At 62.8% G+C, this 25708-nt stretch carries 27 protein-coding genes; 9 read left to right on the top strand and 18 right to left on the bottom strand.

Annotation, left to right across the window (positions count from 1 at the left end):
- Positions 1-17 precede the first annotated feature (17 nt).
- The 3 genes from IB263_RS25210 to nirK all read right to left on the bottom strand — a co-directional run bounded on the left by IB263_RS25210 (position 18) and on the right by nirK (position 2997).
- On the bottom strand, positions 18-665 hold the full coding sequence (locus tag IB263_RS25210) for a Crp/Fnr family transcriptional regulator (protein WP_082566519.1): 648 nt from the start codon (positions 663-665) through the stop codon (positions 18-20).
- 175 nt (positions 666-840) lie between these two features.
- Positions 841-1758: an SUMF1/EgtB/PvdO family nonheme iron enzyme gene (locus IB263_RS25205; RefSeq protein ID WP_113293272.1), complete on the bottom strand. Its 918-nt coding sequence runs from the start codon at positions 1756-1758 to the stop codon at positions 841-843.
- Between the two features lie 102 nt (positions 1759-1860).
- Positions 1861-2997 (bottom strand): copper-containing nitrite reductase, encoded by a 1137-nt coding sequence (nirK, locus tag IB263_RS25200; RefSeq protein ID WP_034790564.1) that lies wholly within the window; start codon positions 2995-2997, stop codon positions 1861-1863.
- Between the two features lie 338 nt (positions 2998-3335).
- On the opposite strand from nirK, the gene IB263_RS25195 reads away from it, so the two are divergent.
- Complete coding sequence (locus IB263_RS25195; protein WP_060521139.1) at positions 3336-4559, top strand: NnrS family protein; 1224 nt, start codon at positions 3336-3338, stop codon at positions 4557-4559.
- Positions 4560-4627: 68 nt separating this feature from the next.
- On the opposite strand, the gene IB263_RS25190 is transcribed toward IB263_RS25195, so the two are convergent.
- The 4 genes from IB263_RS25190 to IB263_RS25175 all read right to left on the bottom strand — a co-directional run bounded on the left by IB263_RS25190 (position 4628) and on the right by IB263_RS25175 (position 7245).
- Complete coding sequence (locus tag IB263_RS25190; RefSeq protein WP_034790566.1) at positions 4628-4954, bottom strand: metal-sulfur cluster assembly factor; 327 nt, start codon at positions 4952-4954, stop codon at positions 4628-4630.
- Positions 4941-5471 (bottom strand): DUF2249 domain-containing protein, encoded by a 531-nt coding sequence (locus tag IB263_RS25185; protein WP_034790568.1) that lies wholly within the window; start codon positions 5469-5471, stop codon positions 4941-4943. The genes IB263_RS25190 and IB263_RS25185 overlap by 14 nt, the downstream gene beginning before the upstream one ends.
- Positions 5452-6831 (bottom strand): hypothetical protein, encoded by a 1380-nt coding sequence (locus IB263_RS25180; protein ID WP_192439222.1) that lies wholly within the window; start codon positions 6829-6831, stop codon positions 5452-5454. Before IB263_RS25180 ends, IB263_RS25185 begins: the two co-directional genes overlap by 20 nt.
- Positions 6832-6966: 135 nt before the next feature.
- Entirely contained in the window at positions 6967-7245 is a 279-nt protein-coding gene (locus IB263_RS25175; RefSeq protein ID WP_034790571.1) for a DUF2249 domain-containing protein, read from the bottom strand.
- A 224-nt stretch (positions 7246-7469) separates the two neighbouring features.
- Here IB263_RS25175 and hemN point away from each other — a divergent pair, with 224 nt between their 5' ends.
- Positions 7470-8822 carry an oxygen-independent coproporphyrinogen III oxidase gene (gene hemN, locus IB263_RS25170; RefSeq protein ID WP_060521137.1) on the top strand — a complete coding sequence of 451 codons (1353 nt, stop codon included), beginning with the start codon at positions 7470-7472 and terminating at the stop codon, positions 8820-8822.
- Positions 8823-9291: 469 nt separating this feature from the next.
- On the opposite strand, the gene IB263_RS25165 is transcribed toward hemN, so the two are convergent.
- From IB263_RS25165 to IB263_RS25140, 6 genes are all read right to left on the bottom strand, one after another.
- The gene (locus tag IB263_RS25165; RefSeq protein ID WP_060521136.1) at positions 9292-11193 is read right to left on the bottom strand and encodes a nitric oxide reductase activation protein NorD; all 1902 of its coding nucleotides are present in this window, start codon (positions 11191-11193) and stop codon (positions 9292-9294) included.
- Positions 11194-11201: 8 nt separating this feature from the next.
- Positions 11202-12014: a CbbQ/NirQ/NorQ/GpvN family protein gene (locus IB263_RS25160; RefSeq protein WP_060521135.1), complete on the bottom strand. Its 813-nt coding sequence runs from the start codon at positions 12012-12014 to the stop codon at positions 11202-11204.
- A gap of 65 nt (positions 12015-12079) precedes the next feature.
- A complete protein-coding gene (locus IB263_RS25155) occupies positions 12080-13426 on the bottom strand; it encodes a nitric-oxide reductase large subunit (RefSeq protein ID WP_060521134.1) in 1347 nt (448 codons plus the stop codon).
- A gap of 24 nt (positions 13427-13450) precedes the next feature.
- The gene (locus tag IB263_RS25150) at positions 13451-13903 is read right to left on the bottom strand and encodes a cytochrome c (RefSeq protein ID WP_060521133.1); all 453 of its coding nucleotides are present in this window, start codon (positions 13901-13903) and stop codon (positions 13451-13453) included.
- A 158-nt stretch (positions 13904-14061) separates the two neighbouring features.
- Complete coding sequence (locus IB263_RS25145) at positions 14062-14340, bottom strand: cytochrome C oxidase subunit IV family protein (RefSeq protein ID WP_060521325.1); 279 nt, start codon at positions 14338-14340, stop codon at positions 14062-14064.
- A gap of 5 nt (positions 14341-14345) precedes the next feature.
- Positions 14346-14903 (bottom strand): cytochrome c oxidase subunit 3, encoded by a 558-nt coding sequence (locus tag IB263_RS25140; RefSeq protein WP_113544623.1) that lies wholly within the window; start codon positions 14901-14903, stop codon positions 14346-14348.
- Between the two features lie 122 nt (positions 14904-15025).
- On the opposite strand from IB263_RS25140, the gene IB263_RS25135 reads away from it, so the two are divergent.
- The 3 genes from IB263_RS25135 (at position 15026) to IB263_RS25125 (ending at position 16388) form a co-directional block, all read left to right on the top strand.
- Positions 15026-15181: a hypothetical protein gene (locus IB263_RS25135; protein WP_089044838.1), complete on the top strand. Its 156-nt coding sequence runs from the start codon at positions 15026-15028 to the stop codon at positions 15179-15181.
- A gap of 78 nt (positions 15182-15259) precedes the next feature.
- Positions 15260-15688 (top strand): hemerythrin domain-containing protein, encoded by a 429-nt coding sequence (locus IB263_RS25130; RefSeq protein WP_051659203.1) that lies wholly within the window; start codon positions 15260-15262, stop codon positions 15686-15688.
- 10 nt (positions 15689-15698) lie between these two features.
- Entirely contained in the window at positions 15699-16388 is a 690-nt protein-coding gene (locus IB263_RS25125) for an NnrU family protein (protein ID WP_060521323.1), read from the top strand.
- 1 nt (position 16389) lies between these two features.
- Here IB263_RS25125 and IB263_RS25120 read toward each other — a convergent pair whose 3' ends face one another.
- Together IB263_RS25120 and IB263_RS25115 are read right to left on the bottom strand one after the other, a co-directional pair.
- Positions 16390-16980, bottom strand: a complete 591-nt coding sequence (locus tag IB263_RS25120; RefSeq protein ID WP_060521132.1) for a UbiX family flavin prenyltransferase — start codon at positions 16978-16980, stop codon at positions 16390-16392.
- Positions 16977-18488, bottom strand: coding sequence for a UbiD family decarboxylase (locus tag IB263_RS25115; protein ID WP_060521131.1), 1512 nt, complete (start codon positions 18486-18488; stop codon positions 16977-16979). Before IB263_RS25115 ends, IB263_RS25120 begins: the two co-directional genes overlap by 4 nt.
- 115 nt (positions 18489-18603) lie before the next feature.
- On the opposite strand from IB263_RS25115, the gene IB263_RS25110 reads away from it, so the two are divergent.
- Genes IB263_RS25110 through IB263_RS25100 form a run of 3 tightly spaced genes read left to right on the top strand, consistent with a single transcriptional unit; the run spans position 18604 to position 21024 of the window.
- Entirely contained in the window at positions 18604-19122 is a 519-nt protein-coding gene (locus IB263_RS25110; RefSeq protein ID WP_060521130.1) for an SCP2 domain-containing protein, read from the top strand.
- Positions 19113-20090, top strand: coding sequence for a peptidase U32 family protein (locus tag IB263_RS25105; RefSeq protein WP_034790618.1), 978 nt, complete (start codon positions 19113-19115; stop codon positions 20088-20090). Before IB263_RS25110 ends, IB263_RS25105 begins: the two co-directional genes overlap by 10 nt.
- Before the next feature lie 7 nt (positions 20091-20097).
- Complete coding sequence (locus IB263_RS25100; RefSeq protein WP_034790621.1) at positions 20098-21024, top strand: U32 family peptidase; 927 nt, start codon at positions 20098-20100, stop codon at positions 21022-21024.
- A gap of 68 nt (positions 21025-21092) precedes the next feature.
- On the opposite strand, the gene IB263_RS25095 is transcribed toward IB263_RS25100, so the two are convergent.
- On the bottom strand, positions 21093-22016 hold the full coding sequence (locus tag IB263_RS25095) for a LysR family transcriptional regulator (RefSeq protein ID WP_060521129.1): 924 nt from the start codon (positions 22014-22016) through the stop codon (positions 21093-21095).
- 113 nt (positions 22017-22129) lie between these two features.
- Here IB263_RS25095 and ilvD point away from each other — a divergent pair, with 113 nt between their 5' ends.
- Positions 22130-23800, top strand: coding sequence for a dihydroxy-acid dehydratase (ilvD, locus tag IB263_RS25090; RefSeq protein ID WP_060521128.1), 1671 nt, complete (start codon positions 22130-22132; stop codon positions 23798-23800).
- A gap of 77 nt (positions 23801-23877) precedes the next feature.
- Here ilvD and IB263_RS25085 read toward each other — a convergent pair whose 3' ends face one another.
- A complete protein-coding gene (locus IB263_RS25085) occupies positions 23878-24489 on the bottom strand; it encodes an NUDIX domain-containing protein (RefSeq protein ID WP_060521127.1) in 612 nt (203 codons plus the stop codon).
- A gap of 190 nt (positions 24490-24679) precedes the next feature.
- The gene (locus IB263_RS25080) at positions 24680-25666 is read right to left on the bottom strand and encodes a cyclase family protein (protein ID WP_060521126.1); all 987 of its coding nucleotides are present in this window, start codon (positions 25664-25666) and stop codon (positions 24680-24682) included.
- Between the last annotated feature and the right edge of the window lie 42 nt (positions 25667-25708).

The raw sequence follows: 25708 nt of genomic DNA, 5'->3' as shown, positions 1-25708 counted from the left end.
GGCGATCAAGGGTCGGGCTAGTTGTCGGCGCGCTCCGCCAGGCGCCGCAGCCCGGGAATGTCCTTCAGCGTCAGCTTCTGTCGTCCGCCGACGACGAGACCCTGCCCCTCCCAGGCGCTGAGGATGCGCGAAACCGTGTGCAGCGTTGTCCCGGTCATCTCGGCGATATCCTGGCGTGAGATCGGAAAGTCGATGCGGATGCCGCCGCTTTCGGGTTTGCCAGCCTGTTCGGCGAGCCGGAGCACCGTGTGCGCGACGCGGCGCTCGACCTCTTCGGTCGACATCTCGCGGATACGGGTATGGGCCTCGTCGAGCCGCTGGCCGATGGTGTGGAGGGCATTGACCGCAAGGTGAGGATTTTTCTCGACGAAGATGTTCCAGAGCTCCGTCGGCCAGGCGAGAACCAGGCTTTCGGTCGCCGCCGTTGCGGTGCCCGGATAGTCGCTGCGCTGGAGCGCTCGGGCAAAACCGAAGAGATCGCCGGGATTGACGACCCGCACGATGATCTGCTGCCCGTCCTTGGTGACCTGTGTCACCTTCAGCCGGCCATTCAGCAGTAGGAAGAAGAAATCGGCCGTCGCCCCCTGTTCGAACACGGCTTCGTTCTGCGGCACGCGCCGCACCGTGGCGCGCGTCAGCAGCGTGTCCAGTTCCGGGTCGCTCATCTTCTGAAACAGGGGGAGCGATTTGACGAGTGTGCGATCGAGTGCAGCCACGTTGGCCCTATATCCTGCCGATTTGAAATTGCCTTTGCTCTAGCATAGTGCCGGGTCCTGCAAAAGGACCCGGCATTTATGCCCGAGCGATGGTTTTCCCAGCAATTTCATCGGCCGTCTCATCTCAGCCAGCACCGTGGAGCCGCCGTTCAAAGGCATAGAGGTAGCCCGAATACCAGCGGCCGTCGCGCACGAGCCGGAAACCGAGATTGTCGGGCGGCACGCCGACGGCGCAGCCGCCGCTCTTCGGATCCCGGATGAAGAAGCTCATCGACGCCCGGTGCTTGCCGTTGACGACGAAGATGCCGCAAGCGGGAGCCTCCTTCAGCACCTCGCCGTCGTCACCGAGGGTGACGCGGCGGTGGCAGGTCTCGGTCCATTCCCAGACATTGCCGTCGAGATCGGCAACCCCGTATTCGTTCTCACCGAAGGCGCCCGTGGGCAGAGGCATGGGGTTCTTCGCCCTCTGCCGGCTGGATTCGCGCTCGTAGTCCGCAAGCCAGCGCAGCGCCGGATTGTCCTTGGTGCCGTCGATCCCCAGCGCATCGTCGGGGAATTTGGACCCGGCGGCAAACGCCCATTGCTGGTCGGTCGGAAGGCGCCAGACCTCGCCGGTCTTCTTGGTCAGCCACGCCGCATAGTCGGTCGCGTCCGTGTAGTTGACCCCAGTCATCGGCACACCCGACAGGCCGGCGCCATGGCCGCCCTCCGGCTGCTGGCAGCCGCCATCGGCGACGCAGCGTTCGTAGTCGTCGCGCGTCACCTGATACTTCATGATCTCGAGCGGCTGCTTGATGGCTGCCACCACGATCGGCGCGTCGACGGCAAAACCGTTCTTCAGGAAGTGTCCCTCCGCCCGATAGCTCATCTGTCGCGGCGCGATCGTCACGGTCACCGGCGGCCTGATCGACGGATCGATGCCGTCCTTGAGATCGTCGAACAGCCCCACCTTCGCCGAAAGTACGCCGCCGATTGCCGCCAAAAGGACGACCGGTGCTGCTAGCGAGAGGAGCGAAACCGCAGTTTTCTTGGTGGTGGGCATGGAAGGTCTCCGGGGGAAGTGGCACGCGCCGGCAAGCGCGTGCCTTTGTTCGCGCGTGGGGTCGCTGTGAGCGCGGCCCCGCGATCATCCGCCGTCACCCGGCTACATCGACGCCGGCTTGACGACCGATGTCATCAGATCGTCGTTCCATTCGCCGGTCACCTTGAAGTGGCCGGCGGCACCCAGCTCGAACGCCTCGATCAGGTTGTGGTTGACGTAGGCGTACACACCCGGCTGGCGGAAGGTGTAGAAGGCAGCGCCCGCGGTTCCGCCCGGAATGAGCCAGGTTTCCTGGTCGAGATCCGGCGGGTTGCGGAACTTGCCGGTCGCCCAGACATAGTCACCATGCCCGCCGATCAGGTGCGGCCGCGTATCGCGGTTGGCCTGCGAATGGACGACGAGCACACGCTCGCCCACGGCCGCAGTCAAAGCATGGTCGCCGGTCAGCGCGCCGACCGCACCGTTGAAGACGATGTGGGTCGGGGTCAGCGTGCGCATCGCCTTGACAGCATCTTCATAGGCTTCGCCGGGGGTTTCGTACTTCTTGTAGTTCCCGGCCTCGTCCTTCGGCACGTAGAAGTCCTGCTCGCCGACATAGTAGATCTTGTCGTACGTCAGCGGCTGGCCCTTCTCGTCCTTCAGTCCGTCGCGCGGCAGCACCATGATGGCGCCGTTCATGCCCGAGGTGACGTGCCAGGGCACCATGCCCTCCGGCGCGCAATGGTAGACGAAGACGCCGGGCTTGGTCGCCTTGAAACGAAGCGTGGTTTCCTCGCCCGGGTTCACCTGGGTCAGCGCCCCGCCGCCGAGCGCACCGGTTGCGGCGTGGAAGTCGATGTTGTGCAGCAACGTGTTGGTGTCAGGGTTGATCAGCCGCAGTTCAACATAGTCGTTCTCATGCACCACCATCAGCGGACCAGGCACCGAACCGTTGAAGGTCATCGCGTGGATCTCAGTGCCCTCGCGGTCGATCACCAGCTTCTTTTCCTCGATCGTCATGGTGAACTCGACGACGCGCGGTCCGGTCTTGGCGACCTGGTCATGGGCGTGCACGAAAGGCGGCTTGACGAGGTCGACCTTCACGCGAGGCAGGGTCGAGATATCGACGGGGGCAGCACCGGCTGCCGCGGCAGCGCCAGCGGCATGCGCCTGAGCGGTGTGGAGAAGCGGCGCAACCGCGCCCGCCAGGGCAGCGCCGGCAAGCATCGTCCGGCGGGTCATCTGAAGTTGTTCAGTCATCTTGCTCTCCTTCGGCGCGTTCCAGCGGCCGGGATTGGCCTTCTGCGAAACGCGCCTGTATTCAACGAGTTAGGGTGGGCGGCGCCGACTTTGGCGGCCTCACCTCCGGTCTCGACCACCGGTCCCCCAGCAGTCACTAGAGAAGTAGAACCACAGACGAATCTCGTCTTTGTCTTGGAACAAATCGTTGCGAGGAGATCGCTTTTCTTTACGCCTTGCGACGTCGGCGGTCCGACCGGGCAGCGATACTTGCGTTTTCGCAAAGAGGGCCTTCGAACCCATTGATAGATCAAGCCTCATCCGCAAGTCCGCAAGGACGCACGACGAGGAACACGACCATGTTGGACAGATTGATAAGACCGAAACCGAGCGGCGGCATTCCGCGCGGACTCTCGACCACCGGCCCGGTGCTCTTCTCCTATGGCTTTCGGCCGTTCTTCCTCGCAGCCGCCCTCTGGGCGATCGGCGCCATGGCGCTGTGGATCGCCGCACTGATTCTCGGACTAGACCTAGCCGGCGACTACGGTGCCGCCCATTGGCACGCGCATGAGATGCTGTTTGGCTTTTCCTCCGCCGTTCTCGGCGGCTTTCTGTTGACGGCGATCCCGAACTGGACGGGAAGGCTGCCGGTTTCCGGCCGACCGCTCGCTGCCCTCTTCGGACTCTGGGTCATTGGTCGGGTTGCTCTCCTGTCGAGCGGCATCATCGGCCTACCCGTCGCAGCCGCTGTCGAGGCGCTGTTTCTGCCGGTGCTGTTGCTGATCTGCGCGCGCGAGGTGATCGTCGGTCGCAAGTGGAAGGACCTCAAGGTGATCGGCGGGCTCATAATTTTGTCGGCCGCCAATATCTGGTTCCACCTCTCGGTCCTCGGTAATCTCGATGTCGACGCCGCAGCGCGGCTGGCGATCGGGGCCTACACCATGCTGATCATGATCGTCGGCGGACGCATCGTGCCGAGCTTCACTCGCAACTGGCTGAACAAAGTTGGCCGCACCGATTTCCCCGTGCCCTACAACAGGTTCGACACCGCGGCGATCCTGATCGGCGTTGCAGCGCTCGGTGCCTGGACCTTCGCGCCCGTTCACATCGTCACCGCAGCGATTGCGGTGATCGCGTGCGCCTTTCATACGGTACGGTTGCTGCGCTGGCACGGATCACCGACCTGGCCGGAGAAGCTGCTCTTCGTTCTGCACGCGGCTTACGCCTTCGTGCCGCTCGGCTTCCTGGCCATATCGGCCGGCGCGATCGAGCTCCTCAGCGACTACCCGGTCATGCATGTGCTGACCGTCGGCGTGATCGCCTTCATGATGCTCGCCGTGATGACGCGCGCCACTCGCGGCCATACCGGGCGGCCGCTGGTGGGATCGGCACTCACCAGCGCCTCCTATGTCGCGATCGCGGGCGCCGCGCTAATCCGGCCGCTGGCCGAGGTGCTGCCGGAGCATTATCATCACCTGATCGCGCTCTCGGGTGCATTGTGGATCGCGGCCTTTGTGCTGTTCACGCTCGAATACGGACCGATGCTGGTGCGCGAGCGCCGCGCGCCGCGCGCCTCACCCTGACCGGACGTCGATACCCAACGCAAAAGGCGCCGCAGATGCGGCGCCTTTTCTTTTCTAGAAGGCTGGTCCTAGAAGATGCTGCCGTGGCCAAGTTCCAACGCGCCGTCGGCGATCATGTCAGGCGTCCACGGCGGCTCGTACGTCAGCCGGACCTCGGCATATTCGACACCCGGCACATACCAGACGCAGTTCTGCACCGCTTCCTTGAGGAAGGCAGTCGCCGGGCAGCCCTTGATCGTCGTCGTCATGGTGACACGGGCAATGCCGCCCTCCTGAACGTCGATGTCATAGATCAGGCCGAGATCGACGACGTTCTTGCCCATTTCGGGGTCGATGATGATGCGCAAGGCATCGCGGATCCTCGCCTCGAGGTCCAGGGTTTCAGGCGCCGACATGGGAGCGCCTCCCACCGATGCGGATGAGGATCCGGTAGGTCTCGCCGGTCGCATCGAAATTGCCGGCCCATTTGTGGCCGCGCTTGGCGAGCTCCGGATAAAGGAATAGCGGTTCGCGCGCGAGCAAGGCGAACAGAACCTCGCCTTCGGCCATCTTCTCGGCCGCTGCCAGAATGCGCACCATAGGCTCCGGCGGATCGAGCTCCGTCAGGTCGAGCTGGCGGCTCGGGTCGGGCCAGGCGTCGAGATCCGTTTCGCTGACCGAAAGCCTGATCCCCTCGACCTCGCCTTCGGGCGTAAACAGAACCTCCCAGTCGCCATTGTCGAGCGGGCGGTCCTGATGGGTGAAGCCGCGACCCGCCATGACGCTGAAGAGCGGAACGGGCCGGAAGGTCGCGATCAGCTTCAGCGCCTGGCCCGGCGCCAGGCTGTCGACTGCATTCATGATGGCCTGGAACGGGTCGCTGCCGCCGCGCAAGTGCGGTCGGACGTCGAGTTCATAAGGATCTTGGCTCATGGGAACCTCCGTGAGGAAAAGATGGCAGAAACAGGCCTGGTCGAACAAGTCCATCAGGCAATCGAAGTTCGGCCGGAACGTTGATCAGTCGCCGTGTTCGCACGAACTCCAGGATGAGCGCATTGACGGCAATCAACTGGCCGAGGCTTGCAAAACGAAAAATAGGCGCGCTGCCGATCAGGAGGGCGAGCGAGCCAACCGCGACCGTCAGATAAAAGAGCCGGAACCAGCGAAGGGCGGACGTTTCGCTGACGAGGTCCTGGACCCTCGGGGTCGGCATGCGCCCAAGCGCCGGCCCGTAACATTCGAGCCAGGTCATGAACGGCACGATCTTGTAGAGCTGGGCGAGCCCCATGCCCGTCAGCCATCCAAAGGTGGCGAGATAAATAACGGCGCCGATAGCCTCATCAAGGCGGCCGGCCGAGAGCAGCGCGACGAAGAGCATAGCCGCGGCGACCAGTGACACGAAGGCGCCGATGCTGGCGCGGCTGTTGAGTTCGATCGCCTTGCGCCGGCGCTCCCGATAGATACGCAGGATATCGCCGACATAGATCGCGACCACGGCCGCGCCGGAACCGACGGCAAGGAGGAAAAGCGGCGAGCGACCAACGGTGCCCACGAGAATGACGGGCACTGCGGCCGCCAGAACGCCGAGGCAAAAGGCACCAAGCATGAAGACAACACGGCTGCTTGTCCGCTCTTTGTCTGGCGACAGCATGAACATGGTCAAAAGTCGATAGCTGACGCCCATGGTGGTGAAGCTCAACCAGCCGCAGAGGCCGAGGGAGGCATGAAGCGAGAGACCATCGACGGTGAGGTCGATCGCGCCCGCCGCGTCGATCAGGCCCGAGAGCACGCCAGCATAGACGCCGCCGAGCAGCATCGTGCCGAAGAGAGCGGCAAGGCCGACCGCGACGAAGCGGGCCGGTAGTGGCAGGGGGCGTGCATGCCAAAGCGTGACTGCGAAGGAAAAGCCCAGCACCGAAAAGCCAACGATCGAGAAAGCGGCTCCAAGAGGAAGCAGCGTCACGGGAACATCGTTCGCACCGGAAAGACCGACGAAGCCGAGGGTCAGGGTGGCGATGCCGACGATAAGAAACAGGAGCGCCGGCAGGGCGACGGTCGGCAAGGACAGCGGCTGGCCGACGAGAACAGGTACGAATTGCAGCAATGCGCCGGTCATCAGCAGGCTTAGCCAACCGAGAGCGACAATATGGACGAGCGCCAGCGTTTCAGGCGCCTCAAGGGCTAAGACCGGATAACCAAAGCCGAGAACCATCATGGTCTCGCCAAGGACGAGGAAAATCAGCGCGGCCGCGAAATAGGACATGGTCCAGCGGGATAGCGTGGCTGCGAACATGGTGGTTCAACCCTTGGATCACGATGGCTCTGGTCGAGCCGAACAAGCGTGATCGATTCTGCTAAGTGGGAGCGGGATGAGAGCGGAAAATGACGCACGCTTTTTCTCACCCCGCTCTTGAAGGACACCAGGGGCTCAGTGCCCGCCGCAGCAGCAGTCACAGCCGGAGGACTGTTGCCGACCGATCTCAACTCGCCAGACCTCCGGCCCCTGCTCGAGGTATTCCCAGGTGAATTCGCCCGGATAGCGGGTTTCCAGCTGGTAGTGCAGTGGACGCGGATCGTGGTCGTTAACGATGATGAAGGCGCCACCCTCGGCAAGTGCGTTCAACATGCCGAAGATTTTCGGATGGCGTTCTACCGGCGGGATCGTCCGCACATCGATAAAGGGCTTGTCGGTCTCTGCAATGGTCATGGTTATCCGATTCTGAGCGCCGTGGTTTGATGATGATCCGGGAAACGCCGGCGCACACGCCCCGGATTTCCGCAACCTAGCGACAGCGCCGCCGCGACATTTTGTCGAAGCGCAAACAAATCTCGCTTTGGCCTCGACCAACCCCGTCCTTGACTTTTCGCAAAGAGGTGCCTGCCAGCGCGGCCTACAAAAGCTGTATCCATCGCCACCCAGATGAGGACGAAATGTTAGCTTCCGCGCTCCTGAAATACGGTGAAATGCGCCTGCCGCGCTACACGAGTTACCCGACCGCACCGCGCTTTGCCGCTGATGTCGACGATCACACCTACGGCGACTGGCTGAAGGCGATCCCCGAGGGGCAGAACGTGTCGCTCTACCTGCACATCCCCTTCTGTCGTTCCATGTGCTGGTACTGTGGCTGCCACACGACGATCACCAAGAAGGACGATCCGATCCTCGACTATCTCGATGTGCTCCGAGACGAGATCCGCATGGTCGCCGATACCATTGGCCGGCCGCTTCCGGTCTCGGAGGTACATTTTGGCGGCGGCACGCCGACGATCATCGAGCCACGTGAATTCCTTGCGCTGATGACGTTGATGGGCGAGCGCTTCGCGCTGTCACCATCAGCCAATGTCGCCGTCGAGATCGATCCGCGCCGGCTGACGCTTGCCATGGCCCAGGCACTCGGCGAAGGCGGCGTTAGGCGTGCCAGCCTCGGCGTACAGAGCTTCGATCCCGTCGTGCAGAAGGCGATCAACCGCATCCAGAGCGAAAAGCAGACGGCCGAAGCCGTCGACCATCTGCGCGGCGCGGGCATCGGTGGCATCAATTTCGACCTGATCTACGGCCTGCCGCATCAGACGGTGCGCTCCTGCGTCGAGACGGTCGAAGCGGCCGTCGCGATGCGGCCGGAACGGTTCGCGGTTTTCGGTTACGCCCATGTGCCGAGCTTCAAGAAGCACCAGCGTATGATCGACGAGAACGCGCTGCCCGACAGTGCCGCCCGCGCCGAACAGGCGATGGCGATCAGCGAAGCGCTGGTCAAAGCCGGCTACCGCCAGATCGGCCTCGATCATTTTGCGCTTCCTGACGACGATCTCGTCACCGCACAGGAGGCTGGGCAACTCCGCCGCAACTTCCAGGGCTACACGACCGACACTTGCGAAACGCTGATCGGTTTCGGCGCCTCGGCAATCGGCCGCTCGCGCGACGGTTATGTCCAGAACGAGGTGCCCCCCGGCGTCTATGCAAGCCGCATCGCATCGGGACGGCTCGCAACCACCAAGGGCTACCGACTGACCGACGAGGACCGTTTGCGCGCCGCGATCATCGAGCGGCTGATGTGCGATTTCAGCGCGGATATTTCCGCAATCGCCGCAGCGCATGGCCGGGACTGGCAATCGTTCGTCGACGGCAATAGCAAACTGGCCGAACTGCGAAAGGATAGCGTGATCGATATCGCTGATGGCGTCATCACTGTGCGTCCCGAGCACCGCTTCGTCATCCGCGCGGTGGCGGCGGCCTTCGATGCCTATATCGACGAGTCCCAGAGGGTGCACAGCAAGGCGGCTTGAGGGCGCTGGTCGCCGGGAAGGTTTGGCTATTGCCAAGCATTCCCGGCGCAATCACGCCGGCAAAGCGCCGTCCGTCTCTTACGTCATGCTCGACCCGAGCACTTCGTTGTTTTGTGCCACGAAATACGTTTGGATGCGCCTTGGATCCTCGCCTCAAGGGTGACGATGACGAAGTTTGGGGCAACTGCGCTCCCTGAAAACGAGCCGTTTCCAAGCTTGTCGCCGGCAGCCATCGCTGGCAGCTCAGCGATACACTTTGGCAAAACTGCCCATCCAACACGTCATGCCCGGCTTTTCCCGAGCATCGAGACCCAGCCTCCTCCCCCCGAGAATAGCCGCGAGCGGATCGGCAAATCCGTCCCGAATGGCCGCGAAACGGCGCACGCGCGGCGGGCATACGGCTTCCGTTGAATCAAAGAGGCCCGGCGGTTGCAGGGCCTCTTGCTTCTCTCTCGACTTGGGGACCGCCCTACCCCACCAGATTGCGGTAGATCGCCGGCAGTGCCGCCGGCAGCCGCGAGATGTTGCCGACTACGGAATAGCCGTTCTGGCCGAACATGGCGGGCACGTAGGACTTCGCCTCCCGGTCGACCGTGACAGCGAAGGTGTTTATGCCGCTGCGCCGTGCCTCCGTGACCGCGCGACGGCTATCCTCGAGCGCAAAACGCCCCTCGTAGTGATCGATATCGTTGGGCTTGCCATCGGTCAGAACAAGCAAGAGCTTCTTGCGGTTCGGCTGCCGACGAAGCTCGGCCGAGGCATGCCGGATCGCAGCACCGATGCGGGTATAGTAGCCGGGTTTCAGTGCGGCAATGCGCGCTTCGACCAGCGGCCCCATAGCCTCGTTGAAGGCCTTCACGGTTTCCACCCGCACCCAGTCACGCCGCCTTGAGGTGAAGGTAAGGATCGAGTGGTTGTCGCCGCAGGCCGACAGCCCGTGCGCAAGGATGAGCAAAGCTTCTTTTTCCACGTCGAGCACCCGCCGGTTGTCTGACCAGGAATCGGTCGACAGCGACACGTCGACGAGGATCGTCACCGCCAGGTCATGCACCTGCGGCCGACTCATCAGATGGATGCGGTCGCTGCCCTGGCCGCCGGCGGCGAGATCGGTGCGGGCACGCACGACCGCGTCGAGATCGAGATCGGCGCCGTCAAGTTGTGCACGCAGCATCTCGTGCCGCGGGCGCAGCACTTCGAACTGGCGCCGCACCCGGCGGATCAAGCTCCGGCTTTCCTCGGTCAGTTCGCTCCGCTCTTCCTGGGCGGAAGCCGGCATTGCCAGCACGCGGCAATGGTCCTTGAGGTACTGCCCGGTCCGGTAGTTCCATTCGGGATAGGTCAGCTCGGCCGTCAGCGGCGTCGGATCGACGGCTTCCGGCGGCAGATCGAGATCGAAGCGGAATCGCGCCGAGGGCCGTCCCTTGCGCTCGCCGAGCGTCATGTCGTCCAGTTCCTCGGCAGCCTTGCTGTCGTGGTCGTCGCTGTCGTCGCCGGGACGGTCGACGTTGACCATCTCGGCCATGGCCAGGATCTTCTCGAAGCGATTGAGGATGAACGGGCTGCGTTCGCCCTTGCGGTTCTCCGGGTTTTCGCGCACCGCCACGTGGCGCTCAACCTCGACACCCTCACTCTGCGTGCCCGCTGTCGCGGCCACATCTTCGTCACGCACGGTCGTGGTTTCGCCCCGCAACAGCGTGTCCGGCCATAGCGGCATCGGCAGCATCGGCAGGTAGCCGGGCGGCGCACGATGTGGGAAGATCACCGGCAGCGTCGTATCTGCCTCGCCTGTGGCCCTGCGCAACAGCCGCAGGATGCGGTTTTCAAGATGCTGCTCGATCGACGGCAGAGCGCCCCGCTTCCGCTCGGCAAGGGTCGCCTCGGCCAGACGCCGATAGCGCCGCCTAAGGCCTGGGAACCGTTGGAAGACGTCCTCGACCGTCTCCAGCGCGCGCGATATCAGCGCCAGGTCACGACGGAGCGGATCGGTCTCGCTGACGGGGTCGACCGGCATCGTCGCCATATAGGCGACGAGCCAGTGATAGAGATCCCGGTTCAGGTCTTTCGTCGGAAAAATGTCGATCTCGCCCGGCAGCATCAAGGACGCGTGGTCGCGCGCCGGCTGGACGAGTTTCTCTTCGCCAAGTCCCATGCGCTGCCGCCACCGCAAGCGATGGGTCGACGTGCGCCCGCGGGCGGGCACGATCTGCACCGCTGGCTCGCCGCCATGTCCGCGAAAGCAAACGCCGAGCACCGGCAGCATGTCGGCGAGCTTCACCGCCTCCTCCGGATAACGCCGCCAGGTTCTGGTGTTGCCGACGAAACGGTGCCAGGCTCGTCCGACGGTTTCTTCGAGCTCGAGGAAATCAAGCATGGCTCACCTCAGGCGATCAGAGAACCGGCCACTTCGAGAAGTGCTGAGCGCACATCCGGTTCGTCGGTCAGAGGCTCGATCATCGCGGCCCGCACCGCATCCTTCACCGGCATTCCGGCATCAATCAGCGAGGCGCAATAGACGAGCAGCCGGGTCGACACGCCTTCTTCGAGATCATGCCCTTTCAGAGCGCGCAGGCGCTGCGCGAGGTTGACGAGCGGCGCCACCTGGCTCTCCAGCAGTCCGCTCTCTTGCGAAACGACTGAAATCTCCGCGTTGCGCGGCAGGAAATCGAACTCGATCGCCACGAAGCGCTGACGGGTGCTCGGCTTCAGGCTCTTCAAAAGGTTCTGGTAGCCGGGATTGTAGGACACGATCAGCATGAAGCTCGACGGTGCTTCGAGCAGTTCGCCGGTCCGTTCAAGCGGTAACATGCGGCGATCGTCGGTCAGTGGATGCAGGACGACGGCGACGTCCTTGCGGGCTTCCACGATCTCGTCGAGATAGCAGACGCCACCGTTGCGCACGGCCCGGGTCAGGGGGCCGTCGACCCAGACGGTGTCGCCACCCTTGAGCAGATAGCGACCGGTAAGGTCGGCGGCGGCCAGATCGTCATGGCAGGAAACGGTCGAAAGCGGCAGGCCGAGCTTCGCTGCCATGTGGCTGACGAAGCGGGTCTTGCCGCATCCTGTCGGTCCCTTCAGAAGCAGCGGCAGCTGGCGCACCCAGGCGCTTTCGAACAACGCGCATTCATTGCCGGAGGGGCTATAGGCGGGGATATCGAGCGCCGCGCGACTGACGGCAGATTGGACAGGGCTCATGGCAAGTCTCCATGCTGGGATTTTTTGGGGAGATGCCGGCGCGGCGAACCGCGCCGGCTGGGCAGTTATTCAGCGGGTTGGACGATACCGGCGAGCTTCTCGCTACGCTCGCGCCCGGGCACCAGAACGGCCCAGATGAACATCAGCGCCGAGATCAGGACGACGGCACCGGAACCGAGGCGGATCCAGTAGAACAGTGCCAGCTGGTCCTGGACGTCCATGTAGCTTTCGCCGAGCACGCGCTGCAGATGCGCCTGGAGAACACCGGCAAAGGTCAGCGCGAAGGTCATGACCGACATGGCGGTGCACATGATCCAGAAGCTCACCATCGACAGCCACTGGTTATAGGGCGCACGGCCGCGGATCTCCGGGATGGCATAGGCCATGACCGCGAGGTTCAGCATCACATAGGCGCCGAAGAAGGCGAGGTGTCCATGGGCTGCGGTCACCTGGGTGCCGTGGGTATAGTAGTTCACCGAAGACAGCGTGTGCAGGAAGCCCCAGACGCCGGCGCCGAAGAAGGCCATGACCGAGCAGCCGATCGACCAGAGGAGGGCTGCGCGATTCGGATGCTTGCGGCCGGCCTTCCAGGTCATCACGAAGGTGAAGACCACCATGGTGAAGAAGGGGGCCACTTCCAGCGTCGAGAACAGCGAACCGATCCACTGCCAGTAGCCCGGCGCGCCGATCCAGTAGTAGTGGTGGCCCGTGCCGAGGATGCCGGAGAAGAGCGCCAGGCCGACGATGACATAGAGCCACTTTTCGACGACCTCACGGTCGATGCCGTTGAGCTTGATCATCAGGAAGGCGAGCACCGATGCCATGATCAGTTCCCAGACGCCTTCGACCCAGAGATGGACGACGTACCACCAGTACATCTTGTCGAGCGCCAGGTTGATCGGATTGTAGAAAGCGAAGAGGAAGAAGATCGCGACACCCCAAAGCCCGAAGATCAGGATGTTGGTGACGGTCGTCTTGCGGCCTTTCAACACAGTCAGCGTGATGTTGTAGAGGAACATCAGCGCGACGATGACGATGCCGACCTTGATCGCGAAGGGCTGCTCGAGGAACTCACGCCCCTCGTGGATGTGCATGAGGTAGCCGACGACGGCAATGGCCGCGGCGATCAGGAAGATCCAGAACTGCGCGATGGCGATCTTCGTGCTGTAGAGCTCGGTTTCTGCCTCTTCCGGCAGCAGGTAGTAGGTCGCGCCCATGAAGCCCATGAGCAGCCAGACGATCAGCGCGTTGGTGTGGACCATGCGCACGATGTTGAAGGGCAGCAGCTCGGAGAGCGTGTTGGGCAGGACGTAGATGGTGCCGGCAAGCACGCCGAACAGCACCTGGGCGAGAAACAGGCCAAGCGCTCCGTAGAAATAGAGCATCGCGACCTTTTGGGTTTGGTATTTCATGGTGTCACACTCCACTCGGTTCGCTTAACCTGCCTCGTTCGGCGGCCAGTTCTGGGTCTTTATGCGGCTCGTCCATTCGAGGAAGTCGGCGAGGTCGTTGAGTTCCTGTTCGGTGAGATTGAACTGCGGCATCTGCCGCCGTCCCTCGATGCCGGTCGGCTGGGCAGCCATCCAGGCCTTAAGCGTATCGCGGGCGCCATCCGGATCGGCCTCGCCGCCGAATCGCTTCCAGACGTTGCCGAGCTCGGGCGCGAAATAGGCGCCCTCGCCGAGAAGTGTGTGGCAGTTGATACAGGAGTTCTTTTCCCAGACGTGTTTGCCGCGGGCGACCGCATCGGTCAGCGTCGACTCATCCGTCGAAGTCGTCCGCATGTAGTAGTGGCTGTGGGCGGTCAGCCCGACGAAGATTGCGAAGAAAAAGAAGGACCCGCCGTAAAAGACGTTACGGGCCCCGGTTTTGGTGAGGCGTTCTGCCATCACGTCGTCCTTTCGATTTCAGTTGGCCGCTGAGAGTGCGGCCGGCTGATCTGATCCCCTCCCCGTGCGGCGCAGCCGGCAACAATCGGGGCGACCTCATGTCTAGGGAAATCGGCGGCGGCTTCTTTGCGTTTCGGCAAACAAGTCCGCGGCTAGCCTCAGCTGATGAAAGCAGTGCTCAGGACCAGCTTCGCTGCAGCGACGAGGACGAGTGCTGCGGGCCAGATCAAAAGGCCAAGACGAAGGGCCGACGGCGCCTGCCGGAGCCCCATGAAATCGAGCGCGACGAACCGGCTTTTGACTATGGCGAGCCCGAGCAACACGACGATGACGAGGGTGGCCGGCCCGGCGACCGCCATCAGCGCCATGCCCGACATCACGGCTACGGCAAGCACCAGCCAGGTCTTGAACAATTGTCTGGGATTGCGATCGGTCATGGCACTCACACGAGATAGACGAGCGGGAACATCACGATCCAGACCAGATCGATCACGTGCCAGAGCGTGGTGATCAGCTCGACATTGCCGGGTTTCGGTCGCCAGGCAACGATGATGAGCACGAAGGCACCGAAGACGACGTGCAGCAGATGGAAGCCCGTGACGAGAAAATAGAGCTCGAAGAAGGAGCCGAACTGAGGATCGCCGGCAACGCCGGCCTCGGCGCTATATTCGAAGAGCTTGATCCCCACAAAGGCGAAGCCGAAAAGTGCTGCATTCACCAGCGCCCGCCGACGCTGCTTAAGCGATGCACTCGGCCTCGCCGCCAAGGCCGCCTGCCAGCCGCTTGTCAAAAGAACAAGCGTGTTGATGCCGGCAAGCAGCGGATCGAGATGCGAGCGGGCGGCGGCAAACGCGTCCGGCTGGAGAAGACCCACAATCAGGAAGCCGACAAGCAGAATACCGAACGCGGCAAGTTCACTCCAGACGAGCACCCAGAGCAGCAAGGCGTCCGTCGTATCCTCTTCCACCGTTGCGGCAATCGGATGACTGCGGGCATCCATGTCAGCGCCTCCGTTCAAAAAACATCGTTCGAGCTAGGCGCGAGCGCGCACCCTGTCTTTGCGATTGAGCAAAGAAGCCGGCAGGGGGCGGGGCTATTGGCTGACAACAAAGGAGCCTTCCGATGACAGACGCACAGATCGGCCTTTCCGTCGCCACCCCCATCATCATCGTCTTCGCCCTCGTGCTCTATCGCATGGGCGTGCTTCAGCGCGGCGCGACGCTGTCGGCGATCCTCTCCTCCGTTGCGATCGCCATCGTTCTGTTTCTCGATCGCTGATCTGCAGACTTTGAGAAATGTCAAAGAGGATCATTGCCGTCGGGTGTAGTTCGAACCAACACTCAACGGAGCAGATCGATGCAGCAGCAATTTTCAGAACATCACGAGCTGGGGCAGGCTTACCGCGAGCTTTTATCCCTGTGTGATCGCCTCGAGACGCTGGCCGATTCCATCCCGCGCCGCATCGACCTGACGAGCTGCCGCGTGATCCTGACGGAGCTGCCGGAAAAGCTCAGGCGCGTCCACGCGCTGGAGGAAATGATCCTGTTTCCAGCAGTCGAAATTCAGCGGGCAGACGACGGCCGTTACGCCTTGATCGCACGGCTGCGCGCCGAGCATGACCAGGACGATCGGGCAGCCGTCGAGCTGGTACGTGTGCTGAAGGCGGTTCTCGACAACAGGCCATCGCTCAGCTGGGATGCGATCGGCTACATGCTGCGGGGCTTCTTCGAAACTGTTCGCCGCCATGTCGCAACGGAGCGCCTGCTTCTCTGGCGCCATGCGTGAGACAACCGATATGACCTATTTTCTCCTCGCCTTCGCCGTCTTCCTGCTGCTCCATCTGGTGCCGGCCTGGCCGGCGTTACGCCAGGGCCTGATCAACCGGCTCGGTCGCTCGACCTATTTCGCGGTCTATTCGCTTCTATCAGTGCTCGCTCTCGGCTTCGTCTTTCACGCGGCCCTTCAGCTCGATTTCATCCCACTCTGGGAACCGTCAGCCTGGCAGGCCTGGGTAACCTTCGTGCTGGCGCCACTCGGCATCTTTCTCGTGCTGGCTGGCCTCTTCAGCGAAAACGCGTTGTCGATCTCCATCTATCAGGGAAACGAGCGGCCCGGCGCCATCGTAACGATCACCCGTCACCCGGTGCTCTGGGGCTTCCTGTTCTGGGCCGCCGGTCACATCGTGCCCAATGGCGACTTGCGCGCGCTGGTGCTTTTCGGCGGTTTCGCACTGTTTTCCGCCGGTGGCTTCTTCATGCTTGAAAAGCGTGCCCGCCGGCGTTTGGGTGACGGCTGGCAAACGGCCTCGAAGGGCACGTCAGTCTGGCCTTTTGCGGCCATTATCCGAGGCGAAACCCGTTTGCGCGCCGATCCCGTGATGATCATCGCCGCCTTTGCCACCGTCGCGATTGCCGTGTGGCTACTGCTTGGCGGTCACGAGGTCCTGTTCGGCGCCGATCCGCTGCTTCAGGCCACCGTCTTCTAGATCACGATGATTTTTGGTCCTCGCCCTGCCAAGCCATAGCCTGCGGGGTGATCGGCAGTGCCAGCAGGTCGATCGCTCGGGCCGCCAGATGGTCGACGATGGCCGCGACGCTCTCAGGCCGATGATAGAAGGCCGGCACCGGCGGCATGATAATCGCTCCCATTTCCGTGACGGCGCACATATTGCGCAGGTGACCGAGATGCAGCGGTGTCTCGCGTGCCATCAGCACCAGCCTGCGCCGCTCCTTCAGATGCACGTCGGCTGCACGTACCACGAGGTTATCGGCCATGCCGGCAGAGATCGCCGCAAGTGAGCGCATGGAGCACGGCGCGACGATCATGCCGGCCGTCGAAAACGATCCGCTCGCAATCGCCGCGCCGATATCGGCGTGGTCATAGGTCCGCGCGGCCAGACGCAGCAGGGATGGAAAAGCGTCTGCGCCGACCTCATGCGCGAGCGTGCGGTGCGCCGCCGGCGACAGAACCAGATGCAGCTCGACGCTTTCGATTTCGCTGAGCCGCTCCGCGATGCGTACCGCAATCGCAGCACCCGAAGCCCCGGTGACACCGAGGACGATCTTCAACCTGATCATCGGGTCAGCCCTCCAAGCCCGAGACCGGCCCAGATCGCATCGACCTGACCCACGACCTCCGGCGACATTTCGAGCACCCGCCCCCATTCACGGTCGGTCTCAGTGCCAATCTTGTTGGTGGCGTCGAGCCCGAGCTTGCCACCGAGGCCGGAGCGCGGCGACGCGAAGTCGAGATAGTCAATCGGCGTGCCTTCGATCACGGTCACGTCACGGCTGGCATCGAAGCGGGTCGCAAGAGCCCACATTACGTCGGACCAGTTGCGCACGTCGATATCCGGGTCGACGGCGATGATCAGCTTGGTGTAGCTGAACTGCGGCAAGACAGACCAAAGCCCCATCATCACGCGCTTGGCCTGACCGGGATAACGCTTGTCGATCGCGACGACCATGGCTCTGTAGGAGCAGGCCTCCGGCGGCAACCAGAGATCGGATATCTCCGGAAACTGCTTGCGAACCAGTGGCACGAACAGCCTGTTCATCGCCTCTCCGAGCCGCGAAGGCTCGTCCGGCGGTCGGCCGGTATAGGTGGAAAGATAGAGCGGATTCCGACGCATGGTGATCGCCGACAGACGCATGACCGGGAACGGCTCCACCGAATTATAATAGCCGGTATGGTCGCCATAGGGGCCCTCCTCCGCGGTCTCGCTCGCCGAGACCGTACCCTCGATCACGATCTCCGCATTGGCCGGCACTGAAAGTGGCACGGTCTTCGCCTTCACGAGTTGCGTCCTGCCGCGCCGAAGCAGGCCTGAGAAATTCAGCTCGCTCAGTCCGTCCGGCAGCGGCATGACCGCAGAAAGGATCGTCGCTGGGTCGGCACCGATGACGACCGCGATCGGCATGTCCTGACCCAGGCGTTGCCAGAGACGATGGTGGCGGGCGCCGCCGCGGTGGGCGAGCCAGCGCACGATGGCGCGATCGGGCCCCAGCACCTGCATGCGATAGATCCCGACATTGACATCGAACGGATCATCCGGCGCGCGCGTGATCACCAGTGGCCAGGTAATCAGCGGCGCCGGCTCGCCCGGCCAGCACCATTGAACCGGCAGGCGCCCAAGGTCGATTTCCTGATCGCGCCAGACGACCTCCTGACACAGCGCACGCGTTACCTTTCGTGGCCGCATATACATCGCCGATCGGAGCAGAGGCAGCCGATCCCAGGCGTCGCGCAGCGACTGCGGCGCTCTCGGATCGCGCAGCTCCGCAAGTTCACCCGCAAGCGCATCGAGCCCGCCCGGCGCCAGGCCGAAACCACGCTCGATCCGGCGTTCCGACCCGAAGAGATTGGTCAGAAGCGGGATCGGTTGTGCGGTGCCTGTCGCATCGACCGGCCGCTCGAAGAGAAGCGCCGGCCCGTCGGCGGCAAGCACGCGGCGGTGGATTTCGGTCACCTCATGCACCAGCGAAACCGGTCGCGAAATCCGCTTCAAATCGCCTTCGCGCTCGAGCACGTCGATAAAATCCTGAAGCGTTGCAAAGCCCTTTGACGGGCGAAAGGTCCTGTTCATGGAGCCTGTTTGTGGCGGCGAATGGCCCTTGTCTTTGACGTGGCGCAAACAACGACCGGCAGCAGGCGACTAGCATGCGCCGCATCGTTCGATTCCGACGCTCCACAGGTAGCAAATGACACTTCCGCTCGCGATCACCGCCCCCCTTAGCTTCGTTCCCATCGTCGCCATCGAAAGCGTGGTGCAGCGCGTCTTTGCCCATGTGATCGCGAGCCATCCGGGCCTCTTCGACCGTCTCGCGGATCATGCAGCCAAGCGCTACGCCTTCCAGCCGTCTGACCTGCCGATCAGCTTCCTTGTCGAACCGGCCGTGCCGCGCATCTCCGTACATCGCAAGGAGCGTGCGCCGGTTTCCGATGCCTGCATGGAAGGTGAGCTCGTACTGCTCTTGGCGCTGCTCGAGGGCCGCATCGACGGCGACGCCGTGTTCTTTTCGCGCGATCTTGCCGTCAGCGGCGACATGGAGGCGATGCTGGCGCTGCGCAACGCACTCGACGATTGCGAGATCGACCTTCCAAGCGATCTCGCTGACATGGCCGGACCGCTGGCCCCGCTCGTGCGCCGCGCGGGAGAACAGATCCGCGAACGGGCGCTTGGCCGCGTTCTCAAGGAGGAGGCTCCCCAATGGAACTGATCTGCCCCGCCGGCACGCCAGCTGCGTTCCGCGAAGCCGTCGATGCCGGCGCCGACGCGGTCTATTGCGGCTTTCGCGACGAGACGAACGCCCGCAATTTTCCGGGCTTGAACTTCTCGCGCGACGAACTCCGAACGGCAATTGCCTATGCCAAGCAGCGCAGGGTGATGACCTTCGTTGCGATCAACACCTTCATGCGCGCCGGCCAGGAGACGCTCTGGCATCAGGCGGTGGATGACGCCGTGGCACTTGGTGCCGATGCCGTCATCCTCGCGGATTTCGGCCTGATGGCTTATACGGTCGAACGCCATCCGCAGCAGCGGCTGCACGTTTCCGTGCAAGCCTCGGCCTCGAATGCCGACGCCGTGCGCTTCCTCGTCGAGACCTTCGCGGCAAAACGCGTTGTGTTGCCGCGGACCCTGACGATCGCCGACATCGCTCGCCTTGCCAAACAGATCGATTGCGAGATCGAGGTCTTTGCCTTCGGCGGCCTCTGTGTCATGGCCGAGGGGCGCTGTTCGCTTTCTTCCTACGCCACCGGCAAGTCGCCCAACATGAACGGTGTCTGCTCGCCCGCAAGCCACGTGCGCTATCGCCAGGACGGACGCGAGTTGGTGTCCGAGCTCGGCGATTACACTATCAACCGCTTCCCGGCGGGCGAAGCCGCTGGCTATCCGACGCTCTGCAAGGGGCGCTTCGACATTGCGGAGGACCGCGGCTACGCCTTCGAGGACCCGGTTTCACTCGACGTCATGGACCATATCGATGCCCTGCGCAGCGCCGGCGTCAGCGCGCTGAAGATCGAGGGCCGGCAGCGCGGCAAAGCCTATGTCGCCGAGGTCGTGTCAGTGATGCGGCGGGCACTGACCGCCAGCGCCACCGAGCGGCCCGCATTGGTGTCGCGGCTGAAGGCGCTCAGCGAAGGCCAGAAGACGACAACAGGCGCCTACGAAAAGCGCTGGAGGTAATCGGCCCATGACCATATCAACAAGCCCATCCAAGCCCGTCCTGAGCCTCGGCCCGGTCTACTATCTCTGGGATGGCCCCAAATGGCGCGATTTTTATTTCCGCATTGCCGACGAAGCGCCGATCGCCCACGTCACGATCGGCGAGGCCGTCTGCTCGAAGCGGCTGCATTTCATCGAGCCCCATGTCGGCGAGGTCATCGAACGGCTGGAGAATGCCGGCAAGCAGGTGAGCCTCGCCTCGCTCGCGCTGGTGACGCTGGAACGTGAAAGCCAGTTGGTGCGCGGGCTGGTGCGTGACAGCGCCCATCCGATCGAGGTCAATGACCTATCCGCGCTGCACCTGCTTGCCGGCAAGCCGCATTCTATCGGGCCGCTGGTCAACGTCTATAACGGCGCGACTGCCCGGCTCTTGGCCTCGAGGGGCGCGATGAGCATCTGTCTGCCGCCAGAACTGCCGATGACGTCGGTGCGCGGCATTATCGAGGAAAGTCCGGGGGTCGCCTTCGAGGTCTTCGCGTTCGGCCGCGTACCGCTCGCGATTTCGGCGCGTTGCGCCCATGCCCGCTCCAAGGGGCTGATCAAGGACAATTGCCAGTTCATCTGCGGCGAAGACCCTGACGGCCTGACCGTCGAGACCCTCGACAGCCAGGCTTTTCTGGCGCTGAACGGCGTACAGACCATGTCGCACACCTGCCAGGCGCTGATCCAGGAACTGCCGGAGCTTGCCGCCGCCGGCGTTTCCCGCATTCGGCTGTCGCCGCAGGATTGCGACATGGCGGCCGTGGCCCGCATCTTCGACGATGTCATCGCCGGGCGATGCTCACCACGTGAAGCACAGGCGGATCTTGGCGGCGTTTACCCAAACAGGCCGTTTTCGAATGGTTTCCACCACGGTCAGACAGGAGCGGCATGGATATCCGCCGAAGCAAGTTAGCGAGGTGAGGAGGCGCATACATCGCCTCGCATTTGCGAATTGCGTCCTTCGCAGGATCCACCTGTCGGTTACAGCGCTTGCGCAGGCTGATGAACCGACGCATTGGCGACAGCGAGAAAGTTTGCGCATGCCGCGTTCCGATCATTGGTGCGCCAAAGCAAGCCAGTTTCAACTGTCGGGACGCGCCCGGAAAGCGGCAGATAGGTCACCCCGTCTCGCTGCAGCCTGGTCATGGACTGCGGAACCAGTGCGACACCCATCCCGGAGCCTACCAGTCCGATGATCGTCTGCATCTGTATAGCCTCCTGGAAGACGGAGAAGGCTGAGCGATGCTCGGCGAAGTAGCCCGAAACAAGGTCGTGAAAGATCGGCGCGGACCGCCGTGGAAAGAGGATCAGTGGCGCGGCGAAGAACGCGGCAGGTTGGAGTATCCCCTCGCAGAAGCCGTCGCGCCCTTCGTCTATCCAGGATGACGGGACCGCGGCAATCAGCGGTTCGCGAAGGATCGGGCGATAGCTCAGGGTTTGGCTCAGCGAACTGGATGGCGGAGCGATGACGATGCCGACATCGACTTCGCTCCTTAGCAGGGCATCGATCTGCACGTCGCTTGTCGCTTCGCGCAGAGAGAGCTCGACGTTTGGATAGGCAGCCCGAAAGCGACCGACGGCTGCTGGCAGCAGGCTATAGTCGACAGTACTGACGAAGGACAGGCGCAGGAGCCCCATTTCGCCGCGTGCAAGCTTTCTCGCGATATCAGGCAGCGCTGTCGCCTCTGCCAGAACGCGTCGGGCATGCACAAACCATTGCTCGCCGACGGGCGTGAGTTTCACCTCGCGTTTGGTGCGATCGAAAAGCCGCAATCCGAGTTCTCTTTCCAGCGCCTGGATCGCTTGACTGAGCGGCGGTTGCGTCATGTTGAGGCGTTCGGCGGCGCGGCCGAAATGAAGTTCCTCGGCAACCGCCACGAACTGGCGAATCTGTCTCAGGTCCATGTTGCTCATTAATATGTTCAGAGACCTAAATTGGCGTCAGAAATATATTTCACAACTCTTTTGCGCGCCAGTAGGTTGGTCTCGATTTCGGGAGGCCAATTCGGGAGGCCAAGATGCACAACCAACGATCCAGACAGATTACAGAAGGCGTCGCCCGTTCGCCGAACCGGGCAATGTATTATGCGCTCGGATACAAGAAGGCCGATTTCGCCAAGCCGATGATTGGTATTGCCAATGGCCACTCGACGATCACGCCCTGCAATGCCGGGCTGCAGCCACTCGCGGACGCGGCCGTAACCGCGATCAAGGCTGCTGGAGCTAACCCACAGATATTCGGGACGCCGACGATTTCGGACGGCATGTCCATGGGAACAGAGGGCATGAAATACTCCCTCGTCTCGCGTGAGGTAATTGCTGACTGCGTCGAGACGACGGTGCAGGGTCAATGGATGGACGGCGTTCTGGTGCTCGGCGGCTGCGACAAGAACATGCCGGGCGGCATGATCGGCATTCTCCGCGCCAATGTCCCGGCCATCTATGTCTATGGCGGCACGATAAAGCCCGGTCTCTGGAAGGGGCAGAGCCTCTCGGTCGTTTCGGCATTCGAGGCCGTCGGCGCCTACATGGCAGGCCAGATGAGCGCGGAGGATTTCGAAGGCATAGAGCGAAATGCCTGTCCGACGACCGGATCCTGCGGCGGCATGTACACGGCCAACACGATGAGTTCCTCGTTTGAAGCCCTGGGCATGTCCCTGCTCTACTCGTCGAACATGGCCAATCCCGACCGGGAGAAGATCGACAGCACCGTCGAATCGGCACGCGTCCTGGTGGATGCCGTGAAGAAGGGCATCAGGCCGCGCGACATCGTCACGCGGCAATCGATTGAAAACGCAGTCACACTCGTCATGGCGACGGGTGGCTCGACGAACGCCGTGCTGCACTACCTGGCGATCGCGCATGCGGCTGAGGTCGACTGGACGTTGGAGGATTTCGAGCGCGTGCGTCGCCAGGTTCCGGTGATCTGCGACCTGAAGCCGTCCGGCCGCTACATGGCCGTCGACCTTCACAAGGCCGGTGGCGTGCCGCAGGTACTGAAACTCTTGTTGAACGCGGGCCTGCTCTACGGTGATTGTCTTACGATAACCGGCAGGACAATCGGAGAGGAACTCTCGCACGTGCCGGATAGGCCCACCGCAGAGCAGGAGGTCATCCGGCCGCTCAGTGCACCGCTTTATCGCGAAGGACATCTCGCGATCCTCAATGGCAATCTCGCCGAAGGCGGGGCGGTTGCGAAGATCAGCGGGCTCAAGCGCCCCGTCATGACCGGTCCGGCGCGGGTCTTTGAGGACGAGCAGTCCGCCATGGATGCCATTCTCTCCGACACAATAAGGCCAGGTGATATCCTCGTCCTTCGTTATCTCGGCCCGAAGGGCGGACCGGGCATGCCGGAAATGCTCGCTCCCACATCGGCGATCATCGGGCGCGGTCTCGGCGAGAGCGTCGGCCTTGTCACCGACGGGCGGTTTTCCGGTGGCACATGGGGCATGGTCGTCGGCCATGTCTCCCCGGAAGCGTTCGAAGGCGGAACGATCGCCCTCGTCGAGGATGGTGACCAGATCACAATCGACGCTGGCAAGCGGCTCCTGCAGCTTAACCTGCCGGTAGACGAGATCGCCCGACGGCGGGCGTTGTGGCGCCAGCCTGCGCCGCGTTATCGGCGCGGCGTGCTGGCAAAGTATGCGGCCCTGGTGCGCCCGGCCAGCGAAGGTGCGGTCACCGGCTGACGTCGCGGAGCATTTTCGACAGCCGTCGGAAAACCGGGTTATCGACGCCGACCCAGAGGCGGTTGGACGCCGCAGCCTCAATCTGCAACGCCGCCGACCGGTACTCGGTTGGAGAACAGGTTCAAGGCGGCGTACTGCAGAAGCATGATCGTCTTGCCATCGCGGATGGCGCCAGAGCGGATCATGGCAAGCGCCTCGTCTATGCCAAGTTCGAGAACTGCGATATCCTCGCCTTCGTCTTCGTTACCGCCGCCTTGGGATGTGCGGTCGCCGGGCTGGTACTCGCCAACGAAGAAATGCAGGCGCTCGGTCACCGAGCCTGGGCTCATGAAGGCGTCGAACACCTGTCGCACGTCGCGCACGCGAAAGCCCGTCTCCTCCTCCGTTTCCGCGCGGATGCGCGCTTCCGGTTCGGCGTTGTCGAGCAGTCCCGCTGGCGCCTCGACGAGCAGGTCATCATGGCCGTTGACGAAGGCTGGGTAGCGAAACTGTCGGGTCAGGATCACGGTGCGGCGGACCAGATCGTAGAGCAGGATCGTCGCGCCGTTGCCGCGATCGTAGGTTTCCCGTGACTGCCGCTGCCAGCTCCCGTCGCCGCGCAGAAAGGAAAAGGTGGTTTTCTTCAGGACGTACCAATCATCCGAGAGAATAGTGACGTCTTCCACTTGAATTCGGTGCGCAATGCTCATGCTGCCCTCCATTGATAATGGTTGTGATGCGGTCCAGTAATTTCGTGCACGTTCGTGCAATGTCAAGATTTTTCGTGTACGGACGTCGCCATGCGGCAGGTATATCGGGCGGCGTTTGTTGCGGAAACGGCGAGTGCCGCGGGCGCAATCCCGCGGCACTCGCGTCAGTCGATGGCCTAACGGCATCCGCCTATCGCAACGGGAAGGCGACCGGCCGGATCGGAGCTGCGTCGGCGCCACGGAACTTCAACGACGCACCAACGAAGGCGAACTCGTAGACCCTGTCCTTGGACAGTTGTTCGAGATTGATGAGCTCGATGATCGGAGCGCCTTGCTGCGCGAGCAGGTAGGTGTGAACGGGAATGTAGTTGTTTTCCGTTTCGGCCGGGAAGGCTTCGAAGCTCAGGTTATCTGCGCCCACCACCATGGCGCCGCCGTCCTCGACGAGGAACTTTGCCGCGTCGATGCTGAGGCCGGGAGGGTTGCTCATATAGGCGGACTTGTCTTCGTAGTTCTGCATGCGACCCGTGCGGATCAAGGCGACATCGCCCTCCGCCAGCGTCACGCCCTGGCTTTTCAGCGCGTCTTCGAGATCCTTGCGCGTGATCCGGTAGTTGTCGGGCAGCATCTGCATGCCTTTGGCTGCCGCGACGTCGATCATCACGCCGCGCGCGACGATCGGCGGCAGTTTTTCGGCGCCGGTGACCGTCCAGCCCTGATCTCCAAGGTGGTCGGCGGCCGCATAGCCATTCCAGATCTTGCCGTTCAGGCCGAAGTGATTGAGCGCGTCAATGTGCGTGCCCATATGCGCATACATCGAAACCGCCGAGCCGGTGTAGCTGACATGGGCGTTCATCTCCTTGCCGACTTTCATCGGATCGGAGACCAGAGTGCCATTCGGCGTGTGCGTCATCCACATCTGGTAGGGCGGGTCCCCGGCTGCCTCCCAGCTGGGCATGCCGATGAAATACTCGACCGCGAGGTCGTAGGACTTGCTCCCCTCGATCCGCGACAAAATGGCGGCGCGGGATTCCGGCGTGATGAGGTTGAGGCGCCCGATCTCGTCCTTCGGCCCCCACGGGCTCTTGCCGACCTCCTGCGCGAAGGCCGTGCCGCCAAAGAGGCTGGCGACAAGAGAAGCGATCAAGACACGCTCCAGGACTGCGGTGTTGAACATGATGAACTCCTTCTTCTGGTCTTCCCGCGATATCAGGAAGCT

This window comes from Ensifer sp. ENS03, assembly GCF_014852035.1.
In the GTDB taxonomy this organism is placed as follows: Bacteria; Pseudomonadota; Alphaproteobacteria; order Rhizobiales; family Rhizobiaceae; genus Ensifer; species Ensifer adhaerens.
Note: the sequence above shows the minus strand (reverse complement) of the source record. Positions and strands in the feature narration are given on the sequence as shown.

Excerpts from the sequence above, each read along its gene's own strand:
- ilvD (WP_060521128.1), top strand. The coding sequence starts at position 22,130 with ATGCACAACCAACGATCCAGACAGATTACAGAAGGCGTCGCCCGTTCG.
- IB263_RS25145 (WP_060521325.1), bottom strand. The coding sequence starts at position 14,340 with ATGACCGATCGCAATCCCAGACAATTGTTCAAGACCTGGCTGGTGCTT.
- IB263_RS25150 (WP_060521133.1), bottom strand. The coding sequence starts at position 13,903 with ATGGCAGAACGCCTCACCAAAACCGGGGCCCGTAACGTCTTTTACGGC.
- IB263_RS25095 (WP_060521129.1), bottom strand. The coding sequence starts at position 22,016 with ATGGACCTGAGACAGATTCGCCAGTTCGTGGCGGTTGCCGAGGAACTT.
- IB263_RS25175 (WP_034790571.1), bottom strand. The coding sequence starts at position 7,245 with ATGACCATTGCAGAGACCGACAAGCCCTTTATCGATGTGCGGACGATC.
- IB263_RS25135 (WP_089044838.1), top strand. The coding sequence starts at position 15,026 with ATGACAGACGCACAGATCGGCCTTTCCGTCGCCACCCCCATCATCATC.
- nirK (WP_034790564.1), bottom strand. The coding sequence starts at position 2,997 with ATGACTGAACAACTTCAGATGACCCGCCGGACGATGCTTGCCGGCGCT.
- IB263_RS25210 (WP_082566519.1), bottom strand. The coding sequence starts at position 665 with ATGAGCGACCCGGAACTGGACACGCTGCTGACGCGCGCCACGGTGCGG.
- IB263_RS25165 (WP_060521136.1), bottom strand. The coding sequence starts at position 11,193 with ATGCTTGATTTCCTCGAGCTCGAAGAAACCGTCGGACGAGCCTGGCAC.
- IB263_RS25130 (WP_051659203.1), top strand. The coding sequence starts at position 15,260 with ATGCAGCAGCAATTTTCAGAACATCACGAGCTGGGGCAGGCTTACCGC.
- IB263_RS25195 (WP_060521139.1), top strand. The coding sequence starts at position 3,336 with ATGTTGGACAGATTGATAAGACCGAAACCGAGCGGCGGCATTCCGCGC.
- IB263_RS25085 (WP_060521127.1), bottom strand. The coding sequence starts at position 24,489 with ATGAGCATTGCGCACCGAATTCAAGTGGAAGACGTCACTATTCTCTCG.
- IB263_RS25140 (WP_113544623.1), bottom strand. The coding sequence starts at position 14,903 with ATGGATGCCCGCAGTCATCCGATTGCCGCAACGGTGGAAGAGGATACG.
- IB263_RS25120 (WP_060521132.1), bottom strand. The coding sequence starts at position 16,980 with ATGATCAGGTTGAAGATCGTCCTCGGTGTCACCGGGGCTTCGGGTGCT.
- IB263_RS25115 (WP_060521131.1), bottom strand. The coding sequence starts at position 18,488 with ATGAACAGGACCTTTCGCCCGTCAAAGGGCTTTGCAACGCTTCAGGAT.
- IB263_RS25105 (WP_034790618.1), top strand. The coding sequence starts at position 19,113 with ATGGAACTGATCTGCCCCGCCGGCACGCCAGCTGCGTTCCGCGAAGCC.
- IB263_RS25125 (WP_060521323.1), top strand. The coding sequence starts at position 15,699 with ATGACCTATTTTCTCCTCGCCTTCGCCGTCTTCCTGCTGCTCCATCTG.
- IB263_RS25080 (WP_060521126.1), bottom strand. The coding sequence starts at position 25,666 with ATGTTCAACACCGCAGTCCTGGAGCGTGTCTTGATCGCTTCTCTTGTC.
- IB263_RS25190 (WP_034790566.1), bottom strand. The coding sequence starts at position 4,954 with ATGTCGGCGCCTGAAACCCTGGACCTCGAGGCGAGGATCCGCGATGCC.
- IB263_RS25160 (WP_060521135.1), bottom strand. The coding sequence starts at position 12,014 with ATGAGCCCTGTCCAATCTGCCGTCAGTCGCGCGGCGCTCGATATCCCC.
- IB263_RS25205 (WP_113293272.1), bottom strand. The coding sequence starts at position 1,758 with ATGCCCACCACCAAGAAAACTGCGGTTTCGCTCCTCTCGCTAGCAGCA.
- IB263_RS25185 (WP_034790568.1), bottom strand. The coding sequence starts at position 5,471 with ATGAGCCAAGATCCTTATGAACTCGACGTCCGACCGCACTTGCGCGGC.
- IB263_RS25100 (WP_034790621.1), top strand. The coding sequence starts at position 20,098 with ATGACCATATCAACAAGCCCATCCAAGCCCGTCCTGAGCCTCGGCCCG.
- IB263_RS25155 (WP_060521134.1), bottom strand. The coding sequence starts at position 13,426 with ATGAAATACCAAACCCAAAAGGTCGCGATGCTCTATTTCTACGGAGCG.
- IB263_RS25110 (WP_060521130.1), top strand. The coding sequence starts at position 18,604 with ATGACACTTCCGCTCGCGATCACCGCCCCCCTTAGCTTCGTTCCCATC.
- IB263_RS25180 (WP_192439222.1), bottom strand. The coding sequence starts at position 6,831 with ATGTTCGCAGCCACGCTATCCCGCTGGACCATGTCCTATTTCGCGGCC.
- hemN (WP_060521137.1), top strand. The coding sequence starts at position 7,470 with ATGTTAGCTTCCGCGCTCCTGAAATACGGTGAAATGCGCCTGCCGCGC.